The organism is Brevundimonas sp. GW821-FHT12E07 (assembly GCF_058807035.1).
Map to the genome: position 1 here is coordinate 1,678,514 of NZ_JBXAQH010000001.1, position 18,571 is coordinate 1,697,084.

The 18,571-nt window shown below is 68.4% G+C and carries 24 protein-coding genes and 1 pseudogene; 18 read left to right on the top strand and 7 right to left on the bottom strand.

The features are described from left to right. Window positions 1-17: 17 nt before the first annotated feature. Together AC1ROD_RS07885 and AC1ROD_RS07890 are read left to right on the top strand one after the other, a co-directional pair. A complete protein-coding gene (locus tag AC1ROD_RS07885) occupies window positions 18-1,667 on the top strand; it encodes an FAD/NAD(P)-binding protein (protein WP_492947689.1) in 1,650 nt (549 codons plus the stop codon). Next, entirely contained in the window at window positions 1,664-2,194 is a 531-nt protein-coding gene (locus AC1ROD_RS07890) for a DUF1543 domain-containing protein (protein WP_492947690.1), read from the top strand. The genes AC1ROD_RS07885 and AC1ROD_RS07890 overlap by 4 nt, the downstream gene beginning before the upstream one ends. Before the next feature lie 16 nt (window positions 2,195-2,210). On the opposite strand, the gene AC1ROD_RS07895 is transcribed toward AC1ROD_RS07890, so the two are convergent. From AC1ROD_RS07895 to AC1ROD_RS07905, 3 genes are read right to left on the bottom strand one after another with little or no spacing between them, the layout of a single operon-like run. Next, window positions 2,211-2,786 carry an alpha-ketoglutarate-dependent dioxygenase AlkB gene (locus tag AC1ROD_RS07895; RefSeq protein ID WP_492947691.1) on the bottom strand — a complete coding sequence of 192 codons (576 nt, stop codon included), beginning with the start codon at window positions 2,784-2,786 and terminating at the stop codon, window positions 2,211-2,213. Beyond that, a complete protein-coding gene (locus tag AC1ROD_RS07900) occupies window positions 2,783-4,306 on the bottom strand; it encodes a Y-family DNA polymerase (RefSeq protein ID WP_492947692.1) in 1,524 nt (507 codons plus the stop codon). Before AC1ROD_RS07900 ends, AC1ROD_RS07895 begins: the two co-directional genes overlap by 4 nt. Continuing rightward, the gene (locus AC1ROD_RS07905) at window positions 4,221-4,979 is read right to left on the bottom strand and encodes an ImuA family protein (protein ID WP_492947693.1); all 759 of its coding nucleotides are present in this window, start codon (window positions 4,977-4,979) and stop codon (window positions 4,221-4,223) included. The genes AC1ROD_RS07900 and AC1ROD_RS07905 overlap by 86 nt, the downstream gene beginning before the upstream one ends. Before the next feature lie 238 nt (window positions 4,980-5,217). Between AC1ROD_RS07905 and AC1ROD_RS07910 the strand changes: the two genes are divergently transcribed. Then, the gene (locus tag AC1ROD_RS07910) at window positions 5,218-5,400 is read left to right on the top strand and encodes a hypothetical protein (protein WP_492947694.1); all 183 of its coding nucleotides are present in this window, start codon (window positions 5,218-5,220) and stop codon (window positions 5,398-5,400) included. A 71-nt stretch (window positions 5,401-5,471) separates the two neighbouring features. Here AC1ROD_RS07910 and AC1ROD_RS07915 read toward each other — a convergent pair whose 3' ends face one another. Both AC1ROD_RS07915 and AC1ROD_RS07920 read right to left on the bottom strand, forming a co-directional pair. Further along, window positions 5,472-5,867 carry a DUF3597 domain-containing protein gene (locus AC1ROD_RS07915; protein WP_492947695.1) on the bottom strand — a complete coding sequence of 132 codons (396 nt, stop codon included), beginning with the start codon at window positions 5,865-5,867 and terminating at the stop codon, window positions 5,472-5,474. A 77-nt stretch (window positions 5,868-5,944) separates the two neighbouring features. Beyond that, a complete protein-coding gene (locus AC1ROD_RS07920) occupies window positions 5,945-6,982 on the bottom strand; it encodes an alpha/beta hydrolase (RefSeq protein WP_492947696.1) in 1,038 nt (345 codons plus the stop codon). A gap of 129 nt (window positions 6,983-7,111) precedes the next feature. On the opposite strand from AC1ROD_RS07920, the gene AC1ROD_RS07925 reads away from it, so the two are divergent. Continuing rightward, a complete protein-coding gene (locus AC1ROD_RS07925) occupies window positions 7,112-7,996 on the top strand; it encodes an SDR family oxidoreductase (protein WP_492947697.1) in 885 nt (294 codons plus the stop codon). Window positions 7,997-8,015: 19 nt separating this feature from the next. Here AC1ROD_RS07925 and AC1ROD_RS07930 read toward each other — a convergent pair whose 3' ends face one another. Continuing rightward, complete coding sequence (locus tag AC1ROD_RS07930; RefSeq protein ID WP_492947698.1) at window positions 8,016-8,396, bottom strand: hypothetical protein; 381 nt, start codon at window positions 8,394-8,396, stop codon at window positions 8,016-8,018. Window positions 8,397-8,549: 153 nt separating this feature from the next. Here AC1ROD_RS07930 and AC1ROD_RS07935 point away from each other — a divergent pair, with 153 nt between their 5' ends. From AC1ROD_RS07935 to AC1ROD_RS07975, 9 genes are all read left to right on the top strand, one after another. After that, complete coding sequence (locus AC1ROD_RS07935; protein WP_492947699.1) at window positions 8,550-9,110, top strand: type 1 glutamine amidotransferase domain-containing protein; 561 nt, start codon at window positions 8,550-8,552, stop codon at window positions 9,108-9,110. 67 nt (window positions 9,111-9,177) lie between these two features. After that, entirely contained in the window at window positions 9,178-9,456 is a 279-nt protein-coding gene (locus AC1ROD_RS07940) for a SemiSWEET family sugar transporter (protein ID WP_492947700.1), read from the top strand. Window positions 9,457-9,460: 4 nt separating this feature from the next. Next, a complete protein-coding gene (locus AC1ROD_RS07945; RefSeq protein WP_492947701.1) occupies window positions 9,461-9,661 on the top strand; it encodes a hypothetical protein in 201 nt (66 codons plus the stop codon). Then, window positions 9,658-9,852, top strand: coding sequence for a hypothetical protein (locus AC1ROD_RS07950; RefSeq protein WP_492947702.1), 195 nt, complete (start codon window positions 9,658-9,660; stop codon window positions 9,850-9,852). The genes AC1ROD_RS07945 and AC1ROD_RS07950 overlap by 4 nt, the downstream gene beginning before the upstream one ends. Before the next feature lie 13 nt (window positions 9,853-9,865). Continuing rightward, window positions 9,866-10,315 (top strand): hypothetical protein, encoded by a 450-nt coding sequence (locus AC1ROD_RS07955; RefSeq protein ID WP_492947703.1) that lies wholly within the window; start codon window positions 9,866-9,868, stop codon window positions 10,313-10,315. A gap of 215 nt (window positions 10,316-10,530) precedes the next feature. Beyond that, a complete protein-coding gene (locus AC1ROD_RS07960) occupies window positions 10,531-10,743 on the top strand; it encodes a hypothetical protein (RefSeq protein ID WP_492947704.1) in 213 nt (70 codons plus the stop codon). A 134-nt stretch (window positions 10,744-10,877) separates the two neighbouring features. After that, window positions 10,878-11,141, top strand: a complete 264-nt coding sequence (locus AC1ROD_RS07965; protein ID WP_492947705.1) for a DUF6894 family protein — start codon at window positions 10,878-10,880, stop codon at window positions 11,139-11,141. 330 nt (window positions 11,142-11,471) lie between these two features. After that, the gene (locus AC1ROD_RS07970) at window positions 11,472-12,191 is read left to right on the top strand and encodes a Crp/Fnr family transcriptional regulator (protein WP_492947706.1); all 720 of its coding nucleotides are present in this window, start codon (window positions 11,472-11,474) and stop codon (window positions 12,189-12,191) included. Between the two features lie 71 nt (window positions 12,192-12,262). Beyond that, a complete protein-coding gene (locus tag AC1ROD_RS07975; RefSeq protein ID WP_492947707.1) occupies window positions 12,263-12,829 on the top strand; it encodes a Crp/Fnr family transcriptional regulator in 567 nt (188 codons plus the stop codon). A 187-nt stretch (window positions 12,830-13,016) separates the two neighbouring features. On the opposite strand, the pseudogene AC1ROD_RS07980 reads toward AC1ROD_RS07975, so the two are convergent. Next, window positions 13,017-13,253: pseudogene (locus AC1ROD_RS07980) on the bottom strand (SOS response-associated peptidase family protein); the annotation flags it as partial. A gap of 685 nt (window positions 13,254-13,938) precedes the next feature. Here AC1ROD_RS07980 and AC1ROD_RS07985 point away from each other — a divergent pair. The 5 genes from AC1ROD_RS07985 to trbL all read left to right on the top strand — a co-directional run. Beyond that, window positions 13,939-14,259, top strand: coding sequence for a TrbC/VirB2 family type IV secretion system protein (locus tag AC1ROD_RS07985; protein WP_492947708.1), 321 nt, complete (start codon window positions 13,939-13,941; stop codon window positions 14,257-14,259). Next, a complete protein-coding gene (locus tag AC1ROD_RS07990; protein ID WP_492947709.1) occupies window positions 14,259-14,543 on the top strand; it encodes a VirB3 family type IV secretion system protein in 285 nt (94 codons plus the stop codon). The genes AC1ROD_RS07985 and AC1ROD_RS07990 overlap by 1 nt, the downstream gene beginning before the upstream one ends. A gap of 4 nt (window positions 14,544-14,547) precedes the next feature. After that, window positions 14,548-16,971 (top strand): conjugal transfer protein TrbE, encoded by a 2,424-nt coding sequence (trbE, locus tag AC1ROD_RS07995; protein WP_492947710.1) that lies wholly within the window; start codon window positions 14,548-14,550, stop codon window positions 16,969-16,971. Further along, the gene (locus AC1ROD_RS08000; RefSeq protein WP_492947711.1) at window positions 16,922-17,668 is read left to right on the top strand and encodes a TrbJ/VirB5 family protein; all 747 of its coding nucleotides are present in this window, start codon (window positions 16,922-16,924) and stop codon (window positions 17,666-17,668) included. Before trbE ends, AC1ROD_RS08000 begins: the two co-directional genes overlap by 50 nt. 10 nt (window positions 17,669-17,678) lie before the next feature. Next, window positions 17,679-18,571 (top strand): P-type conjugative transfer protein TrbL (gene trbL / locus AC1ROD_RS08005; RefSeq protein ID WP_492947712.1); only part of this gene is annotated, 893 nt, incomplete at its 3' end.

The window sequence follows — 18,571 nt, forward strand, 5'->3', positions numbered from 1 at the left end:
CGTTACCGTGGGCGCCCATGAGCCCCGCCGTCGCCTTCGTCGGCGCGGGTCCTTCCACGGTCTACGCCCTGGCGGCGTTGCTGGAGGACGCCGATACGCCTCTCAGACTTGAGATTTTCGAGGCGCAGGGCCGCGCCGGCCCCGGCGCGCCCTATTCGCCGGAGCGGAACACGCCGGCCATGCTGTCCAATATCGCCAGTGTCGAGATCCCGCGGGTGACCGAGACCCTGATCGCCTGGCTCGAACGTCAACCGGTCGACCGGTTGGCCGGGATGGGCCTCGCGCCGCAAGATCTGGACGACCGCCGCTTCTATCCGCGGTTGGTTCTGGGCCACTACTATGCCGATCAGTTCGACGCACTGGTCGAGCGCGCCCGGAGCCGCGGCTGGCCGGTCATGGTGCGGACCGGAGCGCAGGTCACCGATGTCCGCATCGTCGATGGCGGGGTGCAGATTTCCAGCCAGGGACCGGGCACGCAGACGGCCAGCGCACGCTTCGACCACGTCGTTCTGGCGACGGGGCATCAATGGCCGTCGCAGTGGCGGGCTCGGCCCGGCTATCTGCCCAGCCCCTGGCCGGTCTCCACCCTGGACGCCGTTCCCGCGACCCGGGTGGGGGTGCGGGGATCGTCCCTGACCGCCATGGATGTCGCGGTCGCCCTGGCCCTGCGATACGGCGAATTCGTCGGCGAGGAGAGGGCGCTGGAATACCGGCCACGCAGCGGCGGCGAGGGGCTGCATCTGACCCTGATGTCGCGCAAGGGACTGCTGCCGGAGGCGGACTTCTATTTTCCGCTGCCGCATGCGCCCTTGAAGGTCTGTACAGCCGAGGCGATCGACGCCCTGATCGCGCGCGAGGAGGGCGATCTGCTCGACGCCGCCTTCGCCCTGGCCCGACGCGAGCTCGTCCTGGCCGACCCTGACTACGTCGAGGAGATGGGACTGGCCGAGGCGACGCCGGAGGACTTCAGCAAGGCCTATTTCGCGCCGAGGATGATGCAGGATCCGTTTGTCTGGGCCCGCGCCAACCTCGAGGAGGCGCGCCGTAACCATCTGAGCCGGACCACGGTGCCTTGGCGGGACGCCATCCTGCGGCTGCATGAGGTCTTCGGGCGCATCGTCCCGCATCTGCCGCCGGACCAGCGCGGCCGGTTCGAGCGCCATCTGAAACCGGTCTTCGTCGACAACTACGGCGCCGTGCCCCACGAAGCCATCGCGCGTCTTCTGGCGCTTCACGACGCAGGCGTTCTGGAGGTGCTGGCGCTGGGGGAAGATTATGAGCTGTCGCTCGACCGTCCCGGCGGCGGCGCGCGCCTGTCGATCGCCGGGCGTCAACTGGAGTTTCCGGTGCTGATCGAGGCGCGCGGCCAGCAGGCGCTCGGCGCCCTGCAGTTCCCCTTCCTGTCGCTGCTGGAACAGGGGGTGGTGCGCGACGGCGCCGATGGCCCGGGCGTGGCCGTCGACGACGCCTTTCAGGTGACCGCGCCGGGCCTTGCGGCGGGGCGTCTGTTCTGCATCAGCCTGCCGTTCCTGATGTCGCGCCGGCCGTTCGCCCAGGGCCTGACCAGCGCCTGGGAAATGGGCCGCACCGTCGCGGCGGCGCTGGTGTCCGCGCTTCGGGACGATAGGATGATCCGCTCTATCCCCCGAAAGGCCCTGACCGCATGACGCCCAGACTGTTCGCGATCTATATCGGCGGTGAGCATCCGGGCGCGAATATCGAGGTCCACGACATCCGTTTCGTCGTGGCGGCCGCGCTGGAAGCCACCTATCCGGCCTTGAGAGCGCAATGGTGGGGACGGCCGGGCAGCCTGCACATCGACGGCTGGGCGGAGATCGACCGCGCCGACGGCTATCGTGTTTCGCTTCGGCCGGAGCCGGCGGAGGGGCCGCTCAAACTCTTCTATGTCAATCTCGGCGGCTATGACGCGACCGACTTCGTCGAACGTCACCGCAATGTCTTCGTCGTGGCGGAAACCGTCGCCCAGGCCAAGGCCAGGGCGGTCAAGCGGGCGCGGGATTGGATGGAGCCGCACCGGGACGACCTCTATGAGGCTGAACAGGCCTTTGGTCTGGAGGCCTCGGTGGAGGCGGCGAAGCTCCATATCCATCTGACGCCGGATCCTTCAGCTGGGGACCCTGCGTTCACGACGGCCTATACGCCCATCCGGTCGGCGGCGAAGTCGGACCTCTGAACCCCGTGCCGCGGGCTCAACGCAGACTGCGAAAGGTCACCGCGTATCGCCGGGTCTCGCCCGGTGGAATACTGTGCTCCCAGTCTTCCCGGACCGGCCCGCCCAGACGATAGACGGAACGGGGTTCGAGGCGCACCGTCCTGCGCTCCCAGCCGGACGTCATCGGTCGCCTGAGCCTCAGGGGCGCCGCCGATCCGAGGGAGACGCCCACGATCTGGTCGTAGTGGGGACGATCGCGATGCCATCCGATGCCGGCGCCGGGCGGATAGTCGATGATCAGCGCCCGGGACAGGGCGTCGGGCGTGAGGCCCGCGAACCCGGCTGCCGCGTCGCGCAAAGGGATAAGCCACGGTGGAAGCCCGTCAGGGTGTGACAGACCCTCGGACCCGTCACTGACGCGGGAGCCGAAGGCGACGATCCTGCGGTTGGCCTTGAAACCGCGGAAGTCGAACGGCTCGAAATCGAGCGAGGCGAAGCGGTCGATCAGGTCCCCCTCCATGTCGGGCGAGATCAACCGGGGTCTGTAGTCGAAGCCCTCCGGAGCGGCCGGAGCGAGCCCCGGAAACAACGGCAGGTCAGCCGGCGCGGTCATCCGAAAATCCCGTGAACAAACCAGGTGAGGTCCCCGGTGGCCGGTCGCTCGCCGTCGCCCCGCCGAAACACCCAGAAGCGTTCGCCGGTCTCGTCCTCGAGCTGGAAATAGTCGCGCACGGCGTCCAGTTCTCCGTCACGCCGCCACCATTCGCCGAAAATGCGCTCGGGTCCGTCGGCGCATCTGACCCGACGCCGGCGGCCGCGCCAGGTGAAGGCCACTGGCGGCTGATCGGGCAGCAGCGCGACCGCTGCGATGGGCTCGGGGCGGGGCAGGAGGCGACCGGGTCTCGGCCAGCGGATCGGCCAGGTCTCTGCAACGGGAGCGGCGGTGGCCGCGATGCGGCGCACGCCGCGCTCAGGCACATCGCTCTGGGCCGGAGCGAGGCGGTAGAGCCGTCCGGCGCCGATCCGGTTGGCCAGGATATCGACGAGGTCGCCGACGTCGTACGGGGGGGGCGCCGTCAGGTCGCCGCCCGCGCTTTTCCAGCCCAGGGGCTCCACCTCGGGCGCGGCCAGAACCATGGCCTCGACGCCCAGGCCCGGATCGAGGGTCTCCAGCTTGTCGCAAAGCAATCGTGACAGACGGCGGATGTCGCGCACCGGCCGGGCCTGGCGCGTGCGGATCACCTCAATGCGGCGATCCACCCGGTGAAACCGCAGGTCCAGGGTTCGCGCGCCCACACCGTCCGTCTCCAGCGCCGCGCACAGGGCCTCGACCAGTTTGACCGTATAGCGGGCCAGGGTCTCCGGCGCGCCGATGGGCTCGGCGAAGACCCGACGGACCTGAACCAGTTCGGGCGCCTCGACCGGTTCGATCGGCTCGGCGCCGCGGCCGGCGGCCTGATCGAGGCGACGCAACAGCGCGGGACCGAACCGCAGTGTCAGGGCGGCGCGCGGCAAGGCTTCGATCTCGCCGATGGTGTCGATACCCAACCGGGCCAGGGCGGCGCCGATATCATCGGTGATCCGCAGCGCCCGGGGCGGCAAGGCCGCATAGGCCCGTCCGCCATGACCGCATGGAAGAACCAGCGTCGGGCGGGCCGCATGGCGGGCGAGCGCGTGGGCGGCGCCCCAGGTGTCGGCCATGGCGGCGCATGCCGTCAGGCCGACGGCGGCGCAGTGGGAGACGAGATCGTCGACCAGTCCCTGGTCGCCGCCGTGACGATGGGCGGCGCCGGACACGTCAAGCACCAGACCGTCAGGCGGATCGGCCGCGACGACGGGCGAATAGCGACGCAGGGCCCAGAGCGCGAGCCGTTCCAGGTCGGCGAGGTCCCGTCCGGGGTCGGCGTCGTGCACGATCAGACCGGCGATCAGGGCGCGCGCCTGTGTCGCCGCCATACCGGCGTAGACGCGTTGGCGCATGGCCGCGACATTGGCGGCCACGACACTGCGTCGTCGCCCGACACGGCCGATCACCACAAACGGCCGGTCAGGCGGCGGCGCGTCGTCGCCCAGTCGACGGCGCGCGCGATCGATCGGCCAGTTCGGCAGGTAGAGCGAGACGACCCTGGTCATCACAGGCGTCCAGTTCGAAATCGGCGCTGTCGCCGCCCTTGCATCGGATCAGCTCCACCGCCCACCGGGCGCGGCCGACGCCGGCCACGGGCAGGGCGGCGGACGGGAGCGGAGTGATCCGCCAGCGGGTCAGGGCCGTGGTGGGTTGTCCGAAGTCCGCGACCTCGGCCGGCCTGCGCCAGCGGCGGACGACCAGACCCGTGACCCCGGCGCTCTCGGCCGCCAGCTGCAGGCGCCGCGACGCCGTCATGGACAGGCGAGACACCTCGCCCACCACACAGCCCAGGCCCCGGTGGCGCAGGCCTTCTTCCATACAGGCCAGAACCGAGGCCTCGTCCTCGGCCTCGACGTAGATGACGCGGTTGGAGGACAGGCCGGCCTGCTCGAGCGCGGGGGCGAACAAATCGCTTCGCGTCACGCACCAGAGCACCTGACCGTGGGTGCGCGCGGCGATGCCTGCGGCGAACAGGGCGGGGGCGCATCCGTGCAGGGCGCCGTCGCCTCCGCCGGCGAACTCATGCAGGGCGCCCAGGGCGAGACCTCCGCCAGGCAGCCGACGGTCCACGCTCTCGATACCGAACGGCAGATGGGACCGGTCCCCACGCGCTCCGGCTTCCAGCCGCGCAATCTCCTCGCGCAACGCAGCCAGGATGCGAGGGGAGGTTTGCGGCATAAGATCGGGAACGGTAAGTCAGGGATCATGTTCCCTTTTTGTTCTGTTTGGCGAGGGAAAATGTCAAGGCGCCACAGGTCTTGCCTTGGGGACAGGTCTGGGGACGACCGGGGCGAGGCCGACCAGGCGAGCGGCGTGGGGGGCCTGCGTTCGCCACCGGGCACAGGAACGCAAACCGCCCGGAGATCTTCTTTGAAGAGCCGCGGTGTCGCTGCGGCGCAAGGAACAGGAGGCTTTCATGACAGACGTCACACAGGATCCCGCCGCCGGCAAGGACATGCCCCAGGACGGCGACGCCGGCACGAAGCGCCCTGATCAGGGCGGCACGAACCAGCCGGCCCAGGAGCCGGGCGAGGCCGCGACCGGCGGCGAGGGCTCAGCCGGCGCCGGCGGGCCGAACGGCTTCGGCACCGGGACCTGATCTTCAGGTCAGATGCAAAAGCAGCCGGTCCCTCGCGGGGCCGGCCGTTTCGCTGTCGGGAGAGTTTCAGATCAGTCGCGGAGCGACGCGGGGACCTGGCCGCCGTTCTCGGCGAGCTTGGCCCAGACGGCCCTGGACAGGGCGATGTTCTGCTCGGCCGAGCCGTGCGCCCCGGCGTGGACGTTCAGCTCTTCGGCCAGTTCCTTGCGCGCCTCGAGGCTGGAATCGAGGTCCAGCAGTTTGAGCAGGTCGACGATAGAGGTGCGCCAGTTGCCGCCACCGTCCTTTTGCGCGGCCAGATCCTCCAGCACGGCCTCGACGTCGACCGGCGCGGCGGGCGCTGGTGTCGGGGCGGGCTGGGGCGCGGTTCCCGCGCTGGGCGGGATGGGCGACGTCTGGGGCGCCGTAGGCGCGGCCTTGGGCTTGTGGCCGGTGATCTTGTCCCAGATTTTCGAAAAGAGGCTCATGGCGTTGTCCTGTGGGGGCTTTTTCGAAGAAGCGGAGACGGGGCGAGCCCCGCCTCCGATGCTCGGGTAACGCGCGATCAGATCGGCAGGATCGCGGTGCCGAACGCCTTTTTCAGGTCGTGAGCGGCGAAGGTTTGTGCGGCCGCTGCATCAGGCACCACCAGACCCATGCCGAAGAACTCGTGGGTCGAGCCGCTGAAGGTCTTGGCCCGGACGTCGACGCCGGCCGCCTCCAGCTTCTCGGCGAGGGTCTCGCCCTCGGTGCGTAAGGGATCGATCTCGGCGGTGATGACGGTGGAGGAGGGCAGGCCGCGCAGGTCGGCGGCGCCGACCACATTGATGTGCGGGTCGGCGGTTTCGCTCTGGTCGTTGAAGGTGTGCTTCACGAACCATTCCATCATCGGCTTGTTGAGCGGCTTGGCGGCGGCGTTCTCGACATAGCTTTCGGTCGTCATGTCATTGCCGACCAGCGGATAGACCAGCACCTGATGCGCCGGGGCCTGCAAACCCTGATCGCGGGCGGCGATGGAGACGTTGATGGCCAGGTTGCCGCCGGCGCTTTCGCCCATCACCGCGACCTTGCGCGGATCGCCGCCGATGGTCTGGGCGTTGGCCAGAGCCCATTTGTACGCCGCGATGGCGTCATCGTGAGCGGCGGGGAACTTGTTCTCGGGCGCCTGGCGGTAATGGACCGACAGGACGACGACGTCGGCGAAGCGGCTGATCCCGCGCGGGCCGCCGTCGTAGACGTCAAGGTCCGCGATGACGAAGCCGCCGCCGTGGAAATAGACGACCAGGGGCTTGAGATCGTCGCTGTCGAGGTTGGGGCTGTAGATCCGGGCCTGCAAAGGACCCGCGGCGCCGTCGATGGTGATGTCGCGGGTCTGGATGCCCAGCGTCGGGTCCTCGTCCTTGATGGTCTCGCGCAGGATTGTCTTCACCGCGTCGGTCGGGGTCGGCTGCAGGCGCGCCTCCTGCGGCGACAGCGTCTCGATCGGCTTGCCGCCCAGACCGGCCAGGGTGTCGAGCACCTTGCCCATCATCATGTCGGGCTTGGCGGGGGTGTCGCGCCGCGCGTCTTCGTCGCGGCCCAGAATCTTGTCGAGGATGGACATTCGAACTTCTCGTCTTGGGTGGGGGATCAAAACCTAAGCCCTTCAGAGTCGGAACGTTCCTGCGTCCGAAAGCGGACGGAACCCCTCCTCCTGCGAGGCGGTTGAAGCGGACCAGACCGGAGTGATCCCATGGCCGCCTCCAACCCCACGCCCCGCTATCCGACCCCGCCGTTCCCGGACCAGAAGCAGCCCTGGCCGGGTCTGGCCTCGAAGATGGAGCCGCGTCCGGACCATGGCGAGACCAGCTACAGGGGCTCCGGGAAGCTGACCGGCAAGCGGGCCCTGATCACGGGCGGCGACAGTGGCATCGGCCGGGCGGCCGCCATCGCCTTCGCGCGCGAGGGCGCGGATGTCGTGATCAACCACCTGCCCGAGGAGGAGCCTGACGCGCGCGAGGTCATCGAACTGATCATCGCAGAGGGTCGCAAGGGCGTGTCCATTCCCGGCGACCTGCGCGACGAGGCCTTCTGCCGCCGACTGGTTTCGGAAGCCGCAGAGGCGCTCGGCGGGCTCGATGTCCTGGTCAACAACGCCGCGCGCCAGCAGACGCGGCCTTCGATCGCGGACATCAGCGCTGAGGATTTCGACGCGACCTTCAAGACCAATGTCTATGCGCCCTTTTGGCTGTCCAAGGCGGCGCTGGAAATCATGGGGGAGGGGGCGGTGATCGTGAACACCGCGTCCGAACAGGCCGGCGATCCGTCCGAAGACATCATGGACTACGCCATGACCCGGGCGGCGGTGCTCAACTTCACCAAAGGGCTGGCGACCCAGCTCGCTTCGCGCGGGATCCGGGTGAACGCCGTGGCGCCCGGTCCCTTCTGGACGCCGCTGCAGGTCAGCGGAGGAGCCACGCCCGAGAAGCTGAGGAATTTCGGCGCGTCGAGCCCTTTCGGACGGCCCGGCCAGCCCGCCGAGATCGCCGGGCTCTATGTCGCCGCCGCCGATCCGGCGCTCAGCTATTCGACCGGCCAGATCTTCGCGGCGACCGGCGGCAATCGCCAACCGGCCTGAAGACGGCCGCAGACGCGGCTCAGGCTGGGCGGCAGGGGTAGCGGTCAGCGAACCAGGCGCGGACGCCGTCGTTCAGCGACATCTGCCGGCGTCGGCTGGCGGGGATGCTGTTGAGGAAGCCCAGAAACTGGCGCGGCTCGAGCGAGATGCGATCGGTCGGGCAGGCGAGGGGTGGTCGGCCCGCGGCCCGGGCCTGCCGGATTTCTCCCATGACCGTCTGGATGCTCCTCTCTGCCTCGCCCTTGAGCCTGTAGGCGTCGGGGCGAAGCATGGAGGTGGCGTTGAGCGGGACCCGATTGGCGCGCTGGACGAAGTCGTCGAGATTCCCGGTCTCCTGCGCCATGGCCGAGCCAGCCAGAACCGTCAGCGCCAGCCCTACGGCCAGAAATCCCGCGCGCATGCCCGTTTCCCTCGCTTGTTTATACCAACGCTAACCTCGAACGGACCGACGGACCACAGAAAATCGCCTGTGTCCGGACCCGCACTGAACCCTCGCGCGGCGACGTCGTTGTGAAGTCCCGCAACCCCGCACAGCGCTTTGAGGAAGAGACCGATGGCTGGACGACTGAATGGAAAACGCGTGGCGGTTCTGGCCACCGACGGCTTTGAACAGGTGGAGCTCACCCAGCCGGTCGAGGCCCTGAGGGGGGAAGGGGCGACCGTTGAGATCGTCTCGCCCAAGGCCGGAGAAATCCAGGGCTTCAACCACCATGACAAGGGCGACAAGACCCCGGTCGACCAGACCCTGGAAGAGGCGTTCGCCGGCAACTATGACGCCCTGGTCCTGCCGGGTGGAGTGATCAACCCCGACGCCCTGCGGCTGGAGCCGATGGCCATCGCCTTCATCGCCGACATCCACGCAGCCGGAAAGCCGATCGGCGCCATCTGTCACGGCCCGTGGACCCTGATCAACGCCGAGGCGCTGGACGGCCGGCGCGTAACCTCCTGGCCCTCGCTGGAAGCCGATCTGCGCAACGCGGGCGCCCAATGGGTCGATGAAGAGGTGGTGGTGGATCAGGGTCTGGTCACCTCGCGCAAGCCGGACGATCTGCCCGCCTTCTGTGCGAAGCTGATCGAGGAGTTCGCCGAGGGCCCGCACACGGGCGCGGCTTGACGGGCAAGGGTTCGGTCATGACGCTGATGACCGGAACGGCCTGGAGACGGGCCTGGAGACGGGGGGCATGAGCACCCTCGTCGCCAATGCGGTCGGTTCGGCGGCGGCGATCTGTTCGATCACCAGCTTCGCTCCGCAGATGATCAAGATCTGGAAAGAGAAGGACGCCGACTCAGTCAGCCTGAAGACCTATTCACTGACCGTCGCCTGCTTTGTGCTTTGGATCGCGTACGGCCTGCTCACCAGCGCCTGGCCGATCGTCGTCTCCAACGCCTGCGCCTTCCTCATGGCTTTGGGCGTGCTGATCATGAAATGGCGCTTTTCCATCGCCGCCGCGAAACCCTGACCATATGGACCGCGACCGCAAGCGACAGATTCTCGCCGCCGAAAACCGCGAGCGCCTGGCCCGGTCGCTGGCGGCCCATGGCGTCTATGTCATGGGGGGGCTCGGGTCTCATGGCGTCAGCCCCGGCGGCGTCGCCGATGAGGAAGCAGGCGTCGGCGCCGAACCTTCAAACGGACGTTGGAACCTTCAGGAGGAGAAACCATGACAAACCATCCCAAACGCGACGCCGATCCCTCGACGCCGCATGCCGTCCGGGCGCCGCGTGAAGCCGGGACGCCGGATCAGCTCAAGGATCATGCGGCCGAGGCGGAGAACCGGCAGGAGGCCCTGATCGACGAAGCGGTGGAGGAGACCTTCCCCGCCAGCGATCCGGTTTCGGCCAAGCGGATCACCTGATCCGGAGGCCGGCATGCCAAGGCTCAAGGTCTTCACCTGGTCCGACGGCCTTCACGCCTTCACGGTAGCCGCGACATCACGCGTCAAGGCGCTCCAGGCCTGGGGCAGCGAACAGGATCTGTTCCAGACCGGTCTGGCGCGCCAGATCACTGACGGTCCGGATCATGATGCGGCCTTGAAGATCCCGAACCAGGTCGTCGTCCGTGGCGAGACGATCGACGTCGGCAAGGTCGCCCGGCCGCGTAAGCCGCGGCGGGAGGCCGGCGATGAGGCGCGGCGGCGGGCCATCTCGCGGCTGAAGACGCGGATCGGGGCGCTCGACGTGGAGTTCGAGGCCAGGATTGCGCAGATCGAAAGCCGCATCGCCGCCCTGAACGCAGAGCGCCAGGCTCTCGAACAGGACCGCTCGAAACGGCGCGCTGCGCTTCAATCGAAGCTGGAAGCCGCTCGAAAGGCCTCCTGAGCCGCCTTCTGTCCTTCAGACTTGTGTCCGCGCCCGGATTGATGGAACCGTCTCCTGAGGTAAAATCACGCGTTTTGCGCCTTGCCGAAGAGACCTGCCCTGCGACGCCGCCCCAGACCGAGAGTTTTCCGCCGGACCCCCTGGCTGTGGGTCTGGCTATTGATCGGCGCGCTCGCCCTGGCTGGAGGGTTTGCCGGGTTGGCAGGCGGATTCAGGTGACCCGAAACGGGCGCGATCGGCCGCCGCTTCTTGAGCGCGCATTTGCCCTGGCGGACAGCGGGCGGGTCCAGTCCACCAAGACGTTGAGGCGGGCCCTGGTGGAAGAGGGCTACGGCCACGGCGAAGTGGCGTCGGCGCTGACCGGTCTGGGCATCCGCCGTGAGCTGAAGGCGCGGATACTTGCCGCCAACCCCGATGGACCGGACTGACGGGGCCATGGGTTTCGCCCTCGGGGGAGCGGTTTTGGGACGCGGCGCCCCGCCATGGGACATGCCATGGGACATAAGGTCCGGGCGGGAACGCGCGCGTCGGTGGGGGGTTCTGCAGGTCCACGGAGACTGCGATGGCCCGGTACTACTTCCACACTCTCGATGGCGACTGTATTCGCGATGACCTTGGAGAGGAGCTGCCCGATGATGAGGCGGCGCGCAAAGAGGCGCTGGTCGTCTTCGGCGAGCTGCTTCAGCATCATGGCCCGCAGTTCTGGGTCTCTCGTCGGTTCAGTATCATCGCCACCAACGAACGCCGGGAAATCGTGGTCACTTTGACGGCAAAGGCCTCGGACGATCTGCCGGATGACCCTCGCGCGCAGGCGCTCATCAACTAGGATGAGGTGTTGGACCGGGCCTGGAACGCCCACCATCGAGTGTGAGGATCGGCACGCCGTCTGCGAACACCTCGATCCTGATCGCTTCGGGCCATAGTCCGAACACCGCCTCCGCCCGCGCCAGAATATCCTCGGCCGGCGTCAGTTGGAGCGATAGCTCTGCGGGCGGTCGGCCGGTTCGGTGGATCAGGACATGGAAGGCGCGCATGGATACGAGGAGAGGGTCACGCAGGCGGGGGCGAACCGTAGCGCTCGGGCGGCGTTGCGGGATTCACATGGGTTAAGCTGGGCGCCGGTTTCGGTCCGCGGCCGGCCTGAGGAGACGATCTGATGTCCAACGCCTTGATCGAGAAGCTGGCGCGCCGCGACGTCCTGGACGCCAACGAGGAAGCAGCGCTGAGGCGGGTCCTGGGGCCCGCCCTTCGCGTGCCGGCAGGGCGTGATATCGTCAGCGAACACGTCCGGGTCGATCAGAGCACCCTGATCCTGAGCGGCTTCACCGCCCGCTATACGACACTCGCGAATGGGCGGCGGCAGATCACCGAGATCAATGTGGCAGGCGACTTCGTCGACCTGCACAGCCTGCTGATGAAGCAGATGGACCACGGCATCGTCGCCCTGACCGACTGCACCATCGTCCACGCCAGTCATGCCGACCTGCGAAAGCTCATCGACGATCACGGCCATCTGGCCCGGCTGCTGTGGCTCGACACGGTGATCGACGCGGCCATCCACCGTCAGTGGCTGGTGGCGATGGGACGGCGCAGCGCCTTGGCGCACCTCTGCCATCTGATCTGCGAACTCTATCTGCGCCTGGAGGTCGTCGGCCAGGCCGAGAGCCGGGCCTTTGATCTGCCGCTCAGCCAGGCCGTGCTGGGCGACGCCCTGGGTCTCTCGACGGTCCACGTCAACCGGCTCGTTTCGGAGCTGCGGACCGAGGGTATCATCACCTGGGTCGCGGGGCGCGTGACCATCCTCGATTGGGAGCGCCTCGCCGGGATCGCGGAGTTCGACCCGACCTATTTGCGGCTGCACAGGGAACCGACCTGAGGCTGAAAAGGCCGTGTCGGATTCACCTATGTTAATGCGCAAGGGGCGGGTCAATCGCAGGACCGGCCCTGATGACCGACGCGCCTGATTCTCAAGATCCCAAGCCTGGCTCCGCGCCGCTTCGGACCGCCGTGCAGGGGCGGTGGCGGGAGGGCGACGCCGGAGAGGCGACCGTCGAAGCCGGCGTCTTCATCGAGACGACAGTGTCGGGCCGGCTCGCGCGCGTCGTGGGCGCCGGAGAGTGGATCCTGGATGAAGGGTTCTGGCTGACGGACGGGCAGTATCGCGAGACGCGGTCCGATCCCGAGGCGCGCGCCGCCGCGTCCGCCCGGCAAACCCAGGTGCTGAAGGCCCGGGTGGATTGTCTGATGTCGCACAGCGGCGGGGCCCGGCTGGCCGACCTCCTGTCGACGCTCCACGGCTGCCTGGGGCGGGATCGCCTGACCGTGACACAGCAGGCCCTGGCGGACCTGCTCGGCCGGCGCCGCGCCACGATCAACGAAGGTCTTCAGGCCTTGCAGGATCGAAAGATCATCCGGATCGGCCGGGGGCGCATCGAGGTCTGTGACGGCGCCGGTCTCGCCGGGGCCGCTTGCGGCTGCGAAAGCCGTTGGCTTCGAGGGCGCAGCGTCGCTTGAGGAAGGACGGGGCCCCCAGGCTCCGGGCGTTAACAGCTTGCGCGCCGGGGCGCGGCCTTCAGGAAGAGGAACCGGGGGCCGTTTCGAGACATCGGCCTCTATTGCGCTCTGGGCCGGACCGCAGTTCGGGATCGCGCTGAAATCCGGCGCTTATGAGGGGACCGTCGCGGGCCTTCCATCACCCCTCTCAGGGAAAGACCTTCTCCACGGTCAGGGCGCCGGCGGGCGACGGCCTGAGGAGGTCCGCTTCCGGACGTGAGGCCTGCAGCCAGTCTCTTGCCTGATCGTGGGCGAGGAGGACGATCTGACGGTCGTGATAGGGCTGGATGTCGATCCCGGGCTCGGTCGTCAACATGGCGAAGGCGCCCTCCCGGACCAGGCCCGCAATCCAGAAACTCGGCTGGCCGGCGAGGGCGAACCGCCATTTCGTTTTGCGCTTCTGGCCCGGCTCCGGCGCCGTGAACTCGAAAAAGGCCGTCCGCGGGAATGGCGCAGCGCGTGGCGCCGGCGAAACTTCGCCCGTCCGAGCGGAGGTTGAAGACCGGCCGTCCGCCCGGACCTTTCCAGGCCCAGGGGGTCATATGGACCTCCGGCCCGGCGGAGCCTGTCGTGACGACCGGCGCCCGGTCGCCGATCCGGATGCTCGCCATCGGTCCGAAATTGGGCATGCCGCCGGGAAAGACCAGACGACTCCCCGTTCGATTGAAGGCTTCGATGATGTCGTCGAAGGGCAGGATCAGCTGATATTCGTTGCACATCCGGTCTGACCCGCAGGGTTCGGTCATCATTAGGCGCCGGTGTCTTGACGGCGTCAATGCGCCGGGCGTCGCCGACGCCGCCGGCTCAGGTGGCGCGCCGGCGAGGTCGCGGCGCCGGCAAGTCCGTGAAATCGAAGACGTATAGCCGTGTTGCCGTAAGTCGATATCGGAGTTCGCAAGACTTGAACGCACGTGAGTGTTGAGCTTGAATCCGCAAGTCCAGTCAAGTCAAAGGCAAGTCTCGATAAGTCTTAATAATAAAGATCAGAAGTCCTGTTGACAACTGGTCTGATGATTTGCTTGCAATGAGTCGTAACGCGCTGAAATGCGCTGAATGACAGGACAGCAGATATGCAACGGATACCGCGGCGCCGCCTGTTCGGCGCGATGATGACGTGCGGCCTGATGGCGGCCGGACCCGTGCTCGCCGGCGGGTCGGGCATGCCTTGGGAAGGACCGCTGCAGCAGATCGTGGAGTCCATCACCGGGCCGGTCGTCCAGGCGGCGGCCGTCGTCGCCGTCGTGGTCTTCGGGGCCGGGATCGCCATGAGCGAGAACGGATCGTCGATGCGCCGGGGCCTGGGCATCATGTTCGGCCTGTGCATCGCCTTCGCCGCCTCAACCTTCTTCCTGGACTTCTTCGGCTTCGCCGGCGGGGCGGAGATCGGCTGATGGCCCAGGGACGCTCCACCGATGCCGGGCCGCCCGACGGATGGGATCTCCCGGTGGCGCAGGCCCTGGCCGAGCCGGTGCTGATGGCCGGGATGCCGCGAGACTATGCGATCGCCATGGGCACCATCGCCCTGATGCTGGGCCTCGCGCTCCGGATCTGGTGGCTGGGCCTGCTGTGGTGGGCGGTCGCCCATGCCGCGGGTCTCTGGGCCGCGCGTTCGGACCGGCGCTTCTTCGATGTCCTGCGCCGGCACCTGCGCCTGCCCGGTCATCTGGACGGATAGGGCGATGCGGTTCCTCGATGAACATCGCCGCCGTCCGGCCGCCCTGGCAGATCATCTGCCCTGGGCCGCGCTCGTCGACCCCGGCGTGGTGCTCAACAAGGACGGCTCCCTTCTCTGCGGCTTCCGCTTTCGCGGACCGGACCTCGAATCCGCGACCGAAGACGAGCTGATGGCGGTGCGCGCCCGGCTCAACAACGCCCTCAAGCGGCTGGGCACCGGCTGGTGCCTGCATATGGAAGCGCGCCGTCGCCCGGCCGCGGCGTACCCGGCAAGCGCGTTCGACCTCGACGTCGCCTGGCTGATCGACGCCGAGCGCCGCGCCCGGTTCGAGGACGCCGATCCGGCCTTCGAGACCGAGTTCCGTCTTGCCCTGACCTGGCTGCCGCCGGCCGACGAGACCCGGATGCTGGAACGCTGGCTGTTCGATGGCCTGGCCAGAGCGGGCCAGGACTGGAGACTGTCGCTCGCCGCCTTCCGGCGAGAGGCCGACACCATGCTCGATCTGCTTTGCGACGCCCTGCCGGAGATCGAACGGCTTGGGGACGGGGATCTGTTGACCTGGCTCCACGAGAGCGTTTCCCCCCGGTCCTTTGCGGTGCGCCCGCCCGAGACCCCCATGTTTCTGGACGCCTGGCTGGCCGATGCGGGGCTGACCGGCGGGGTTTCGCCCCGGCTGGGCGACCGATGGCTCAAGGTCGTCTCGGTCAGGGGTCTGCCCACGGTGACCCGGCCGGGCCTGCTGGATGGGCTGGGCGCCTTGCCGTTCGAATATCGCTGGTCCTGCCGCTGGATCGGTCTGGACAAGGCCGAGGCCGAGCGTGAGATCGTCAAACTTCGCAAGCGCTGGTTCGCCAAACGCAAGGGCGTCGGCGTCCTCCTGCGCGAGGCCATAACCCGGGAGGAGGCGCCGCTTCTCGATACGGATGCGGCGACCAAGACGGAGGAGTGCGACGGCGCCATTGCGTCTCTCGGCGCGGAGACGGCCGCCTTCGGCTATCTGACCGTGACCGTCACCGTGATGGACGCCTCGGAAGAGGGGGCGGCGGCCAGGGCGCGGGCGGTCGAGGCGGCGCTCAATGCGCAAGGACTGGTCGCCCGGACCGAGGACCTCAATGCGGTGGAAGCCTGGCTCGGCTCCTTGCCGGGCGAACCCTATGCCGATGTGCGCCGGCCCCTGGTGTCGACGCTGGATCTGGCCGATTTGATGCCGGTCTCCGCCGTCTGGGCCGGCCCGGCCGGAGACGCTCATCTGGACGGCCCGCCGCTGGCTACGGCGCGAACGACCGGCTCGACCCCCTTCCGGCTTGTCCTCCATGTCGGCGACGTCGGCCACGCCATGGTCGTGGGGCCCACGGGCTCGGGCAAGTCCGCGCTCCTGGCCTTTCTCGCCCTGCAATGGTTTCGCTACCCGGACGCCCGGGTGGTTTTCTTCGACAAGGGGCGCTCGGCCCGGGCGGCGACCCTGGCGTCAGGCGGGCGGTGGCGGGCGCTGGAGCCCGGCGCGCGGTTTTCGCTCCAGCCTCTGGCCGCCATCGATAAGGACGATGAGCGGGCCTGGGCGTCGGAATGGATCGCCGAGACCGTCCGGCTGGCCGGGCTGGAGCCGGTCCCGCGGGTCCGGGAAGAGATCTGGATCGCCCTGACGGCCCTGGCCGAGGCTCCGGTCGCCCAGCGCACCCTGACGGTCTTTTGCGCCCTGGTCCAGGACAGGACGGTGGCGGCCGCTCTGGGACCCCTGACCCTGAAGGGGCCGCACGGGGCCTTGCTGGACGGGGAGGGGGCGGCTTTCGGCCCCTCCCGGTTCGACACCTTCGAGCTCGAAAGCCTGATGGGCACGCCGTCAGCGGTCGCCCCTGTGCTTGCGGCCCTCTTCCATGCCCTGGAGGCCGGTTTCGTCGGCCGGCCGACACTGCTGATCCTCGATGAGGCCTGGCTCTTCCTCGGGGAGACGGGTTTTGCCGCCCGCATCCGGGAATGGCTGAAAACGCTCAGGAAGAAGCGGGTCTGTGTGGTCTTCGCCACCCAGAGCCTCGACGACGTGGCGGCCTCCTCGATCGCCGCCAGTCTGATCGAAAGCTGCCCGACCCAGGTCTTCCTGCCCAATCCGCGCGCGCTGGAGCCGTCGTCGGCCGACCTCTACCGCGGCTTCGGACTGAACCGGCGTCAACTCGAGCTGATCGCCTTCGCGACGCCCAAGCGCGCCTACTACTGGCGTCAGCCGCGGGGGCGTCGGCTGTTCGACCTGCGCCTGTCCGGCGTGGCCCTCGCGCTTTGCGGGGCGTCCTCCCTGGAGGACCAGGCTCTGATCGACGCCGTTCTCGACCGGTCGGGCGAAGACGGGTTCGCCCGTGAATTCCTCAAAGCCAAGGGAGTGCAGAATGTGGATTCCGTCCTCGACGCCTTCGCGCGTCCGCTCGCGGCCGAATAGGCTGATCTCCGGCCTCGCCGCCGCCCTGGTCGCCGCCAGCCTTCTGGCCGCGACGCCCGTTCCGGCCCAGCAGGTCGTCTTCGATCCGCGCAATCACATCGAGAATGCGCTCCAGGCCGCGCGGCAGTTGGAGAGCCTGGCCAATGAGGCGCGGAGTCTGGCCGCCTCCCCCTACAGCCATCTGGCGGGCTCGAACCAGTCCTTGCAGGACATGGCCGAACTGGCCCGCACGGCGAGAGGATTGGCCACATCCGTCAATGGGTTGGAGCAGCAGTTTCAGACGCTGTATCCGGAGGATCTCTCGGGCGTCGACCTTGCGAGGCTGCTTCAGCAGGGTGAGGCCCGCACGGCCAACGCCCGGCGCACGGCCGAGGACGTCGCCCGGGCCGCAGCGGAACTGCAGCGGCTGGGCGAAGCGCGGCAGGCCCGGCTCGCCGGCGCGCTTTCGGCCTCCCAGGCCGCCGAGGGCCAGACCGCCGCGGTCCAGTCGACCAATCAGTTGCTGGCCGTCCTCGCCGAGGAGCTTGCGGGGTTGCGCACCCTGATGCTCGCCCAGTCGCGGCTCATGGCCGAACAGACGGTTCGGGCGGCGGCCCAGGAAACAAGCGGCGCGGCGGCGCGGCGGACGCGGTGGGCGGCGACGGCAGGGCGGCCCGCGGCCCCCGCCTTCGATCCCCTGTCTCACGCCCGGGATTGAGGCCGGGTCGATGGCGGTCAGCGTGGAGACGCCCAACGAGCTGATGGTGGTGTTTTCAAACACCGTCTCGGCCGGGTTCGATTCCCTTCAGGGCGCGGTCAACGGCGTCTTTGGCCTGTTGATCGTCCTGGTCGTGGCCCTGACGGGCCTCCAGTGGGCGCTGTCGGCCAACCGGGAGGTCCTGGCCTCGGGCTTCGGCAAGGTCCTGTTGATCGGCGCCTTCGCCTTCCTGATCAACGACTGGCAGCAACTGTCTGAAACCATTTACGCCGGCTTTCTCGAACTCGGCCTGACGGCGGGCGGCGGCTCCCTCTCTCGGGAGGAGTTGCTGAATCCCGGGGCCATCCTCGCCCAGGGCTGGGAGATCGTGAAGCGACTGGGCGAGACCCCGGCTCCCGTCGACAATCCGCTCGACGTGGTGGGCAATATGGCCGACGCCCTGATCCTGGGTCTGGCGATGATCGGCATCCTGCTGGCCTTCGCGGTCCTGGCGCTGCAGATCATCGTCTCCCTTCTGGAGTTCAAGATCGTCACCCTGGGAGGCTTCGTCCTCCTGCCCTTCGGCATCTGGAACAAGTCCGCCTTCCTCGCCGAACGCCCGCTGGGCTATGTCGTCTCCTCGGGGCTCAAGGTTCTGGCGCTGGCGATCGTCATCTCGGGCGCCCAGACGGTCTTCGACCAGCTGCAGCCGTCCGCCAATCCCGACATCTACGAGGCCCTGACCATTCTGGTGGCGGCGCTTCTGCTGGCCATGCTGGCCCTGTTCATTCCCAATCTGGCGTCGGCCCTGGTTACGGGCGGCCCGGCCTTGGGCGCGGGCGCCGCCGTCACCGCCGGTGTGGCGATCGGGGGCGTGGCCGCCTTGGGCGCGGCCGGCGCCGCCGCCGCGGGCGGGGCGGCGAG

Bases quoted from the DNA above. Each gene is read 5' to 3' on its own strand.
- AC1ROD_RS07885 (WP_492947689.1), top strand. From the start codon at position 18: ATGAGCCCCGCCGTCGCCTTCGTCGGCGCGGGTCCTTCCACGGTCTAC.
- AC1ROD_RS07890 (WP_492947690.1), top strand. From the start codon at position 1,664: ATGACGCCCAGACTGTTCGCGATCTATATCGGCGGTGAGCATCCGGGC.
- AC1ROD_RS07895 (WP_492947691.1), bottom strand. From the start codon at position 2,786: ATGACCGCGCCGGCTGACCTGCCGTTGTTTCCGGGGCTCGCTCCGGCC.
- AC1ROD_RS07900 (WP_492947692.1), bottom strand. From the start codon at position 4,306: ATGACCAGGGTCGTCTCGCTCTACCTGCCGAACTGGCCGATCGATCGC.
- AC1ROD_RS07905 (WP_492947693.1), bottom strand. From the start codon at position 4,979: ATGCCGCAAACCTCCCCTCGCATCCTGGCTGCGTTGCGCGAGGAGATT.
- AC1ROD_RS07910 (WP_492947694.1), top strand. From the start codon at position 5,218: ATGACAGACGTCACACAGGATCCCGCCGCCGGCAAGGACATGCCCCAG.
- AC1ROD_RS07915 (WP_492947695.1), bottom strand. From the start codon at position 5,867: ATGAGCCTCTTTTCGAAAATCTGGGACAAGATCACCGGCCACAAGCCC.
- AC1ROD_RS07920 (WP_492947696.1), bottom strand. From the start codon at position 6,982: ATGTCCATCCTCGACAAGATTCTGGGCCGCGACGAAGACGCGCGGCGC.
- AC1ROD_RS07925 (WP_492947697.1), top strand. From the start codon at position 7,112: ATGGCCGCCTCCAACCCCACGCCCCGCTATCCGACCCCGCCGTTCCCG.
- AC1ROD_RS07930 (WP_492947698.1), bottom strand. From the start codon at position 8,396: ATGCGCGCGGGATTTCTGGCCGTAGGGCTGGCGCTGACGGTTCTGGCT.
- AC1ROD_RS07935 (WP_492947699.1), top strand. From the start codon at position 8,550: ATGGCTGGACGACTGAATGGAAAACGCGTGGCGGTTCTGGCCACCGAC.
- AC1ROD_RS07940 (WP_492947700.1), top strand. From the start codon at position 9,178: ATGAGCACCCTCGTCGCCAATGCGGTCGGTTCGGCGGCGGCGATCTGT.
- AC1ROD_RS07945 (WP_492947701.1), top strand. From the start codon at position 9,461: ATGGACCGCGACCGCAAGCGACAGATTCTCGCCGCCGAAAACCGCGAG.
- AC1ROD_RS07950 (WP_492947702.1), top strand. From the start codon at position 9,658: ATGACAAACCATCCCAAACGCGACGCCGATCCCTCGACGCCGCATGCC.
- AC1ROD_RS07955 (WP_492947703.1), top strand. From the start codon at position 9,866: ATGCCAAGGCTCAAGGTCTTCACCTGGTCCGACGGCCTTCACGCCTTC.
- AC1ROD_RS07965 (WP_492947705.1), top strand. From the start codon at position 10,878: ATGGCCCGGTACTACTTCCACACTCTCGATGGCGACTGTATTCGCGAT.
- AC1ROD_RS07970 (WP_492947706.1), top strand. From the start codon at position 11,472: ATGTCCAACGCCTTGATCGAGAAGCTGGCGCGCCGCGACGTCCTGGAC.
- AC1ROD_RS07975 (WP_492947707.1), top strand. From the start codon at position 12,263: ATGACCGACGCGCCTGATTCTCAAGATCCCAAGCCTGGCTCCGCGCCG.
- AC1ROD_RS07985 (WP_492947708.1), top strand. From the start codon at position 13,939: ATGCAACGGATACCGCGGCGCCGCCTGTTCGGCGCGATGATGACGTGC.
- AC1ROD_RS07990 (WP_492947709.1), top strand. From the start codon at position 14,259: ATGGCCCAGGGACGCTCCACCGATGCCGGGCCGCCCGACGGATGGGAT.
- trbE (WP_492947710.1), top strand. From the start codon at position 14,548: ATGCGGTTCCTCGATGAACATCGCCGCCGTCCGGCCGCCCTGGCAGAT.
- AC1ROD_RS08000 (WP_492947711.1), top strand. From the start codon at position 16,922: ATGTGGATTCCGTCCTCGACGCCTTCGCGCGTCCGCTCGCGGCCGAAT.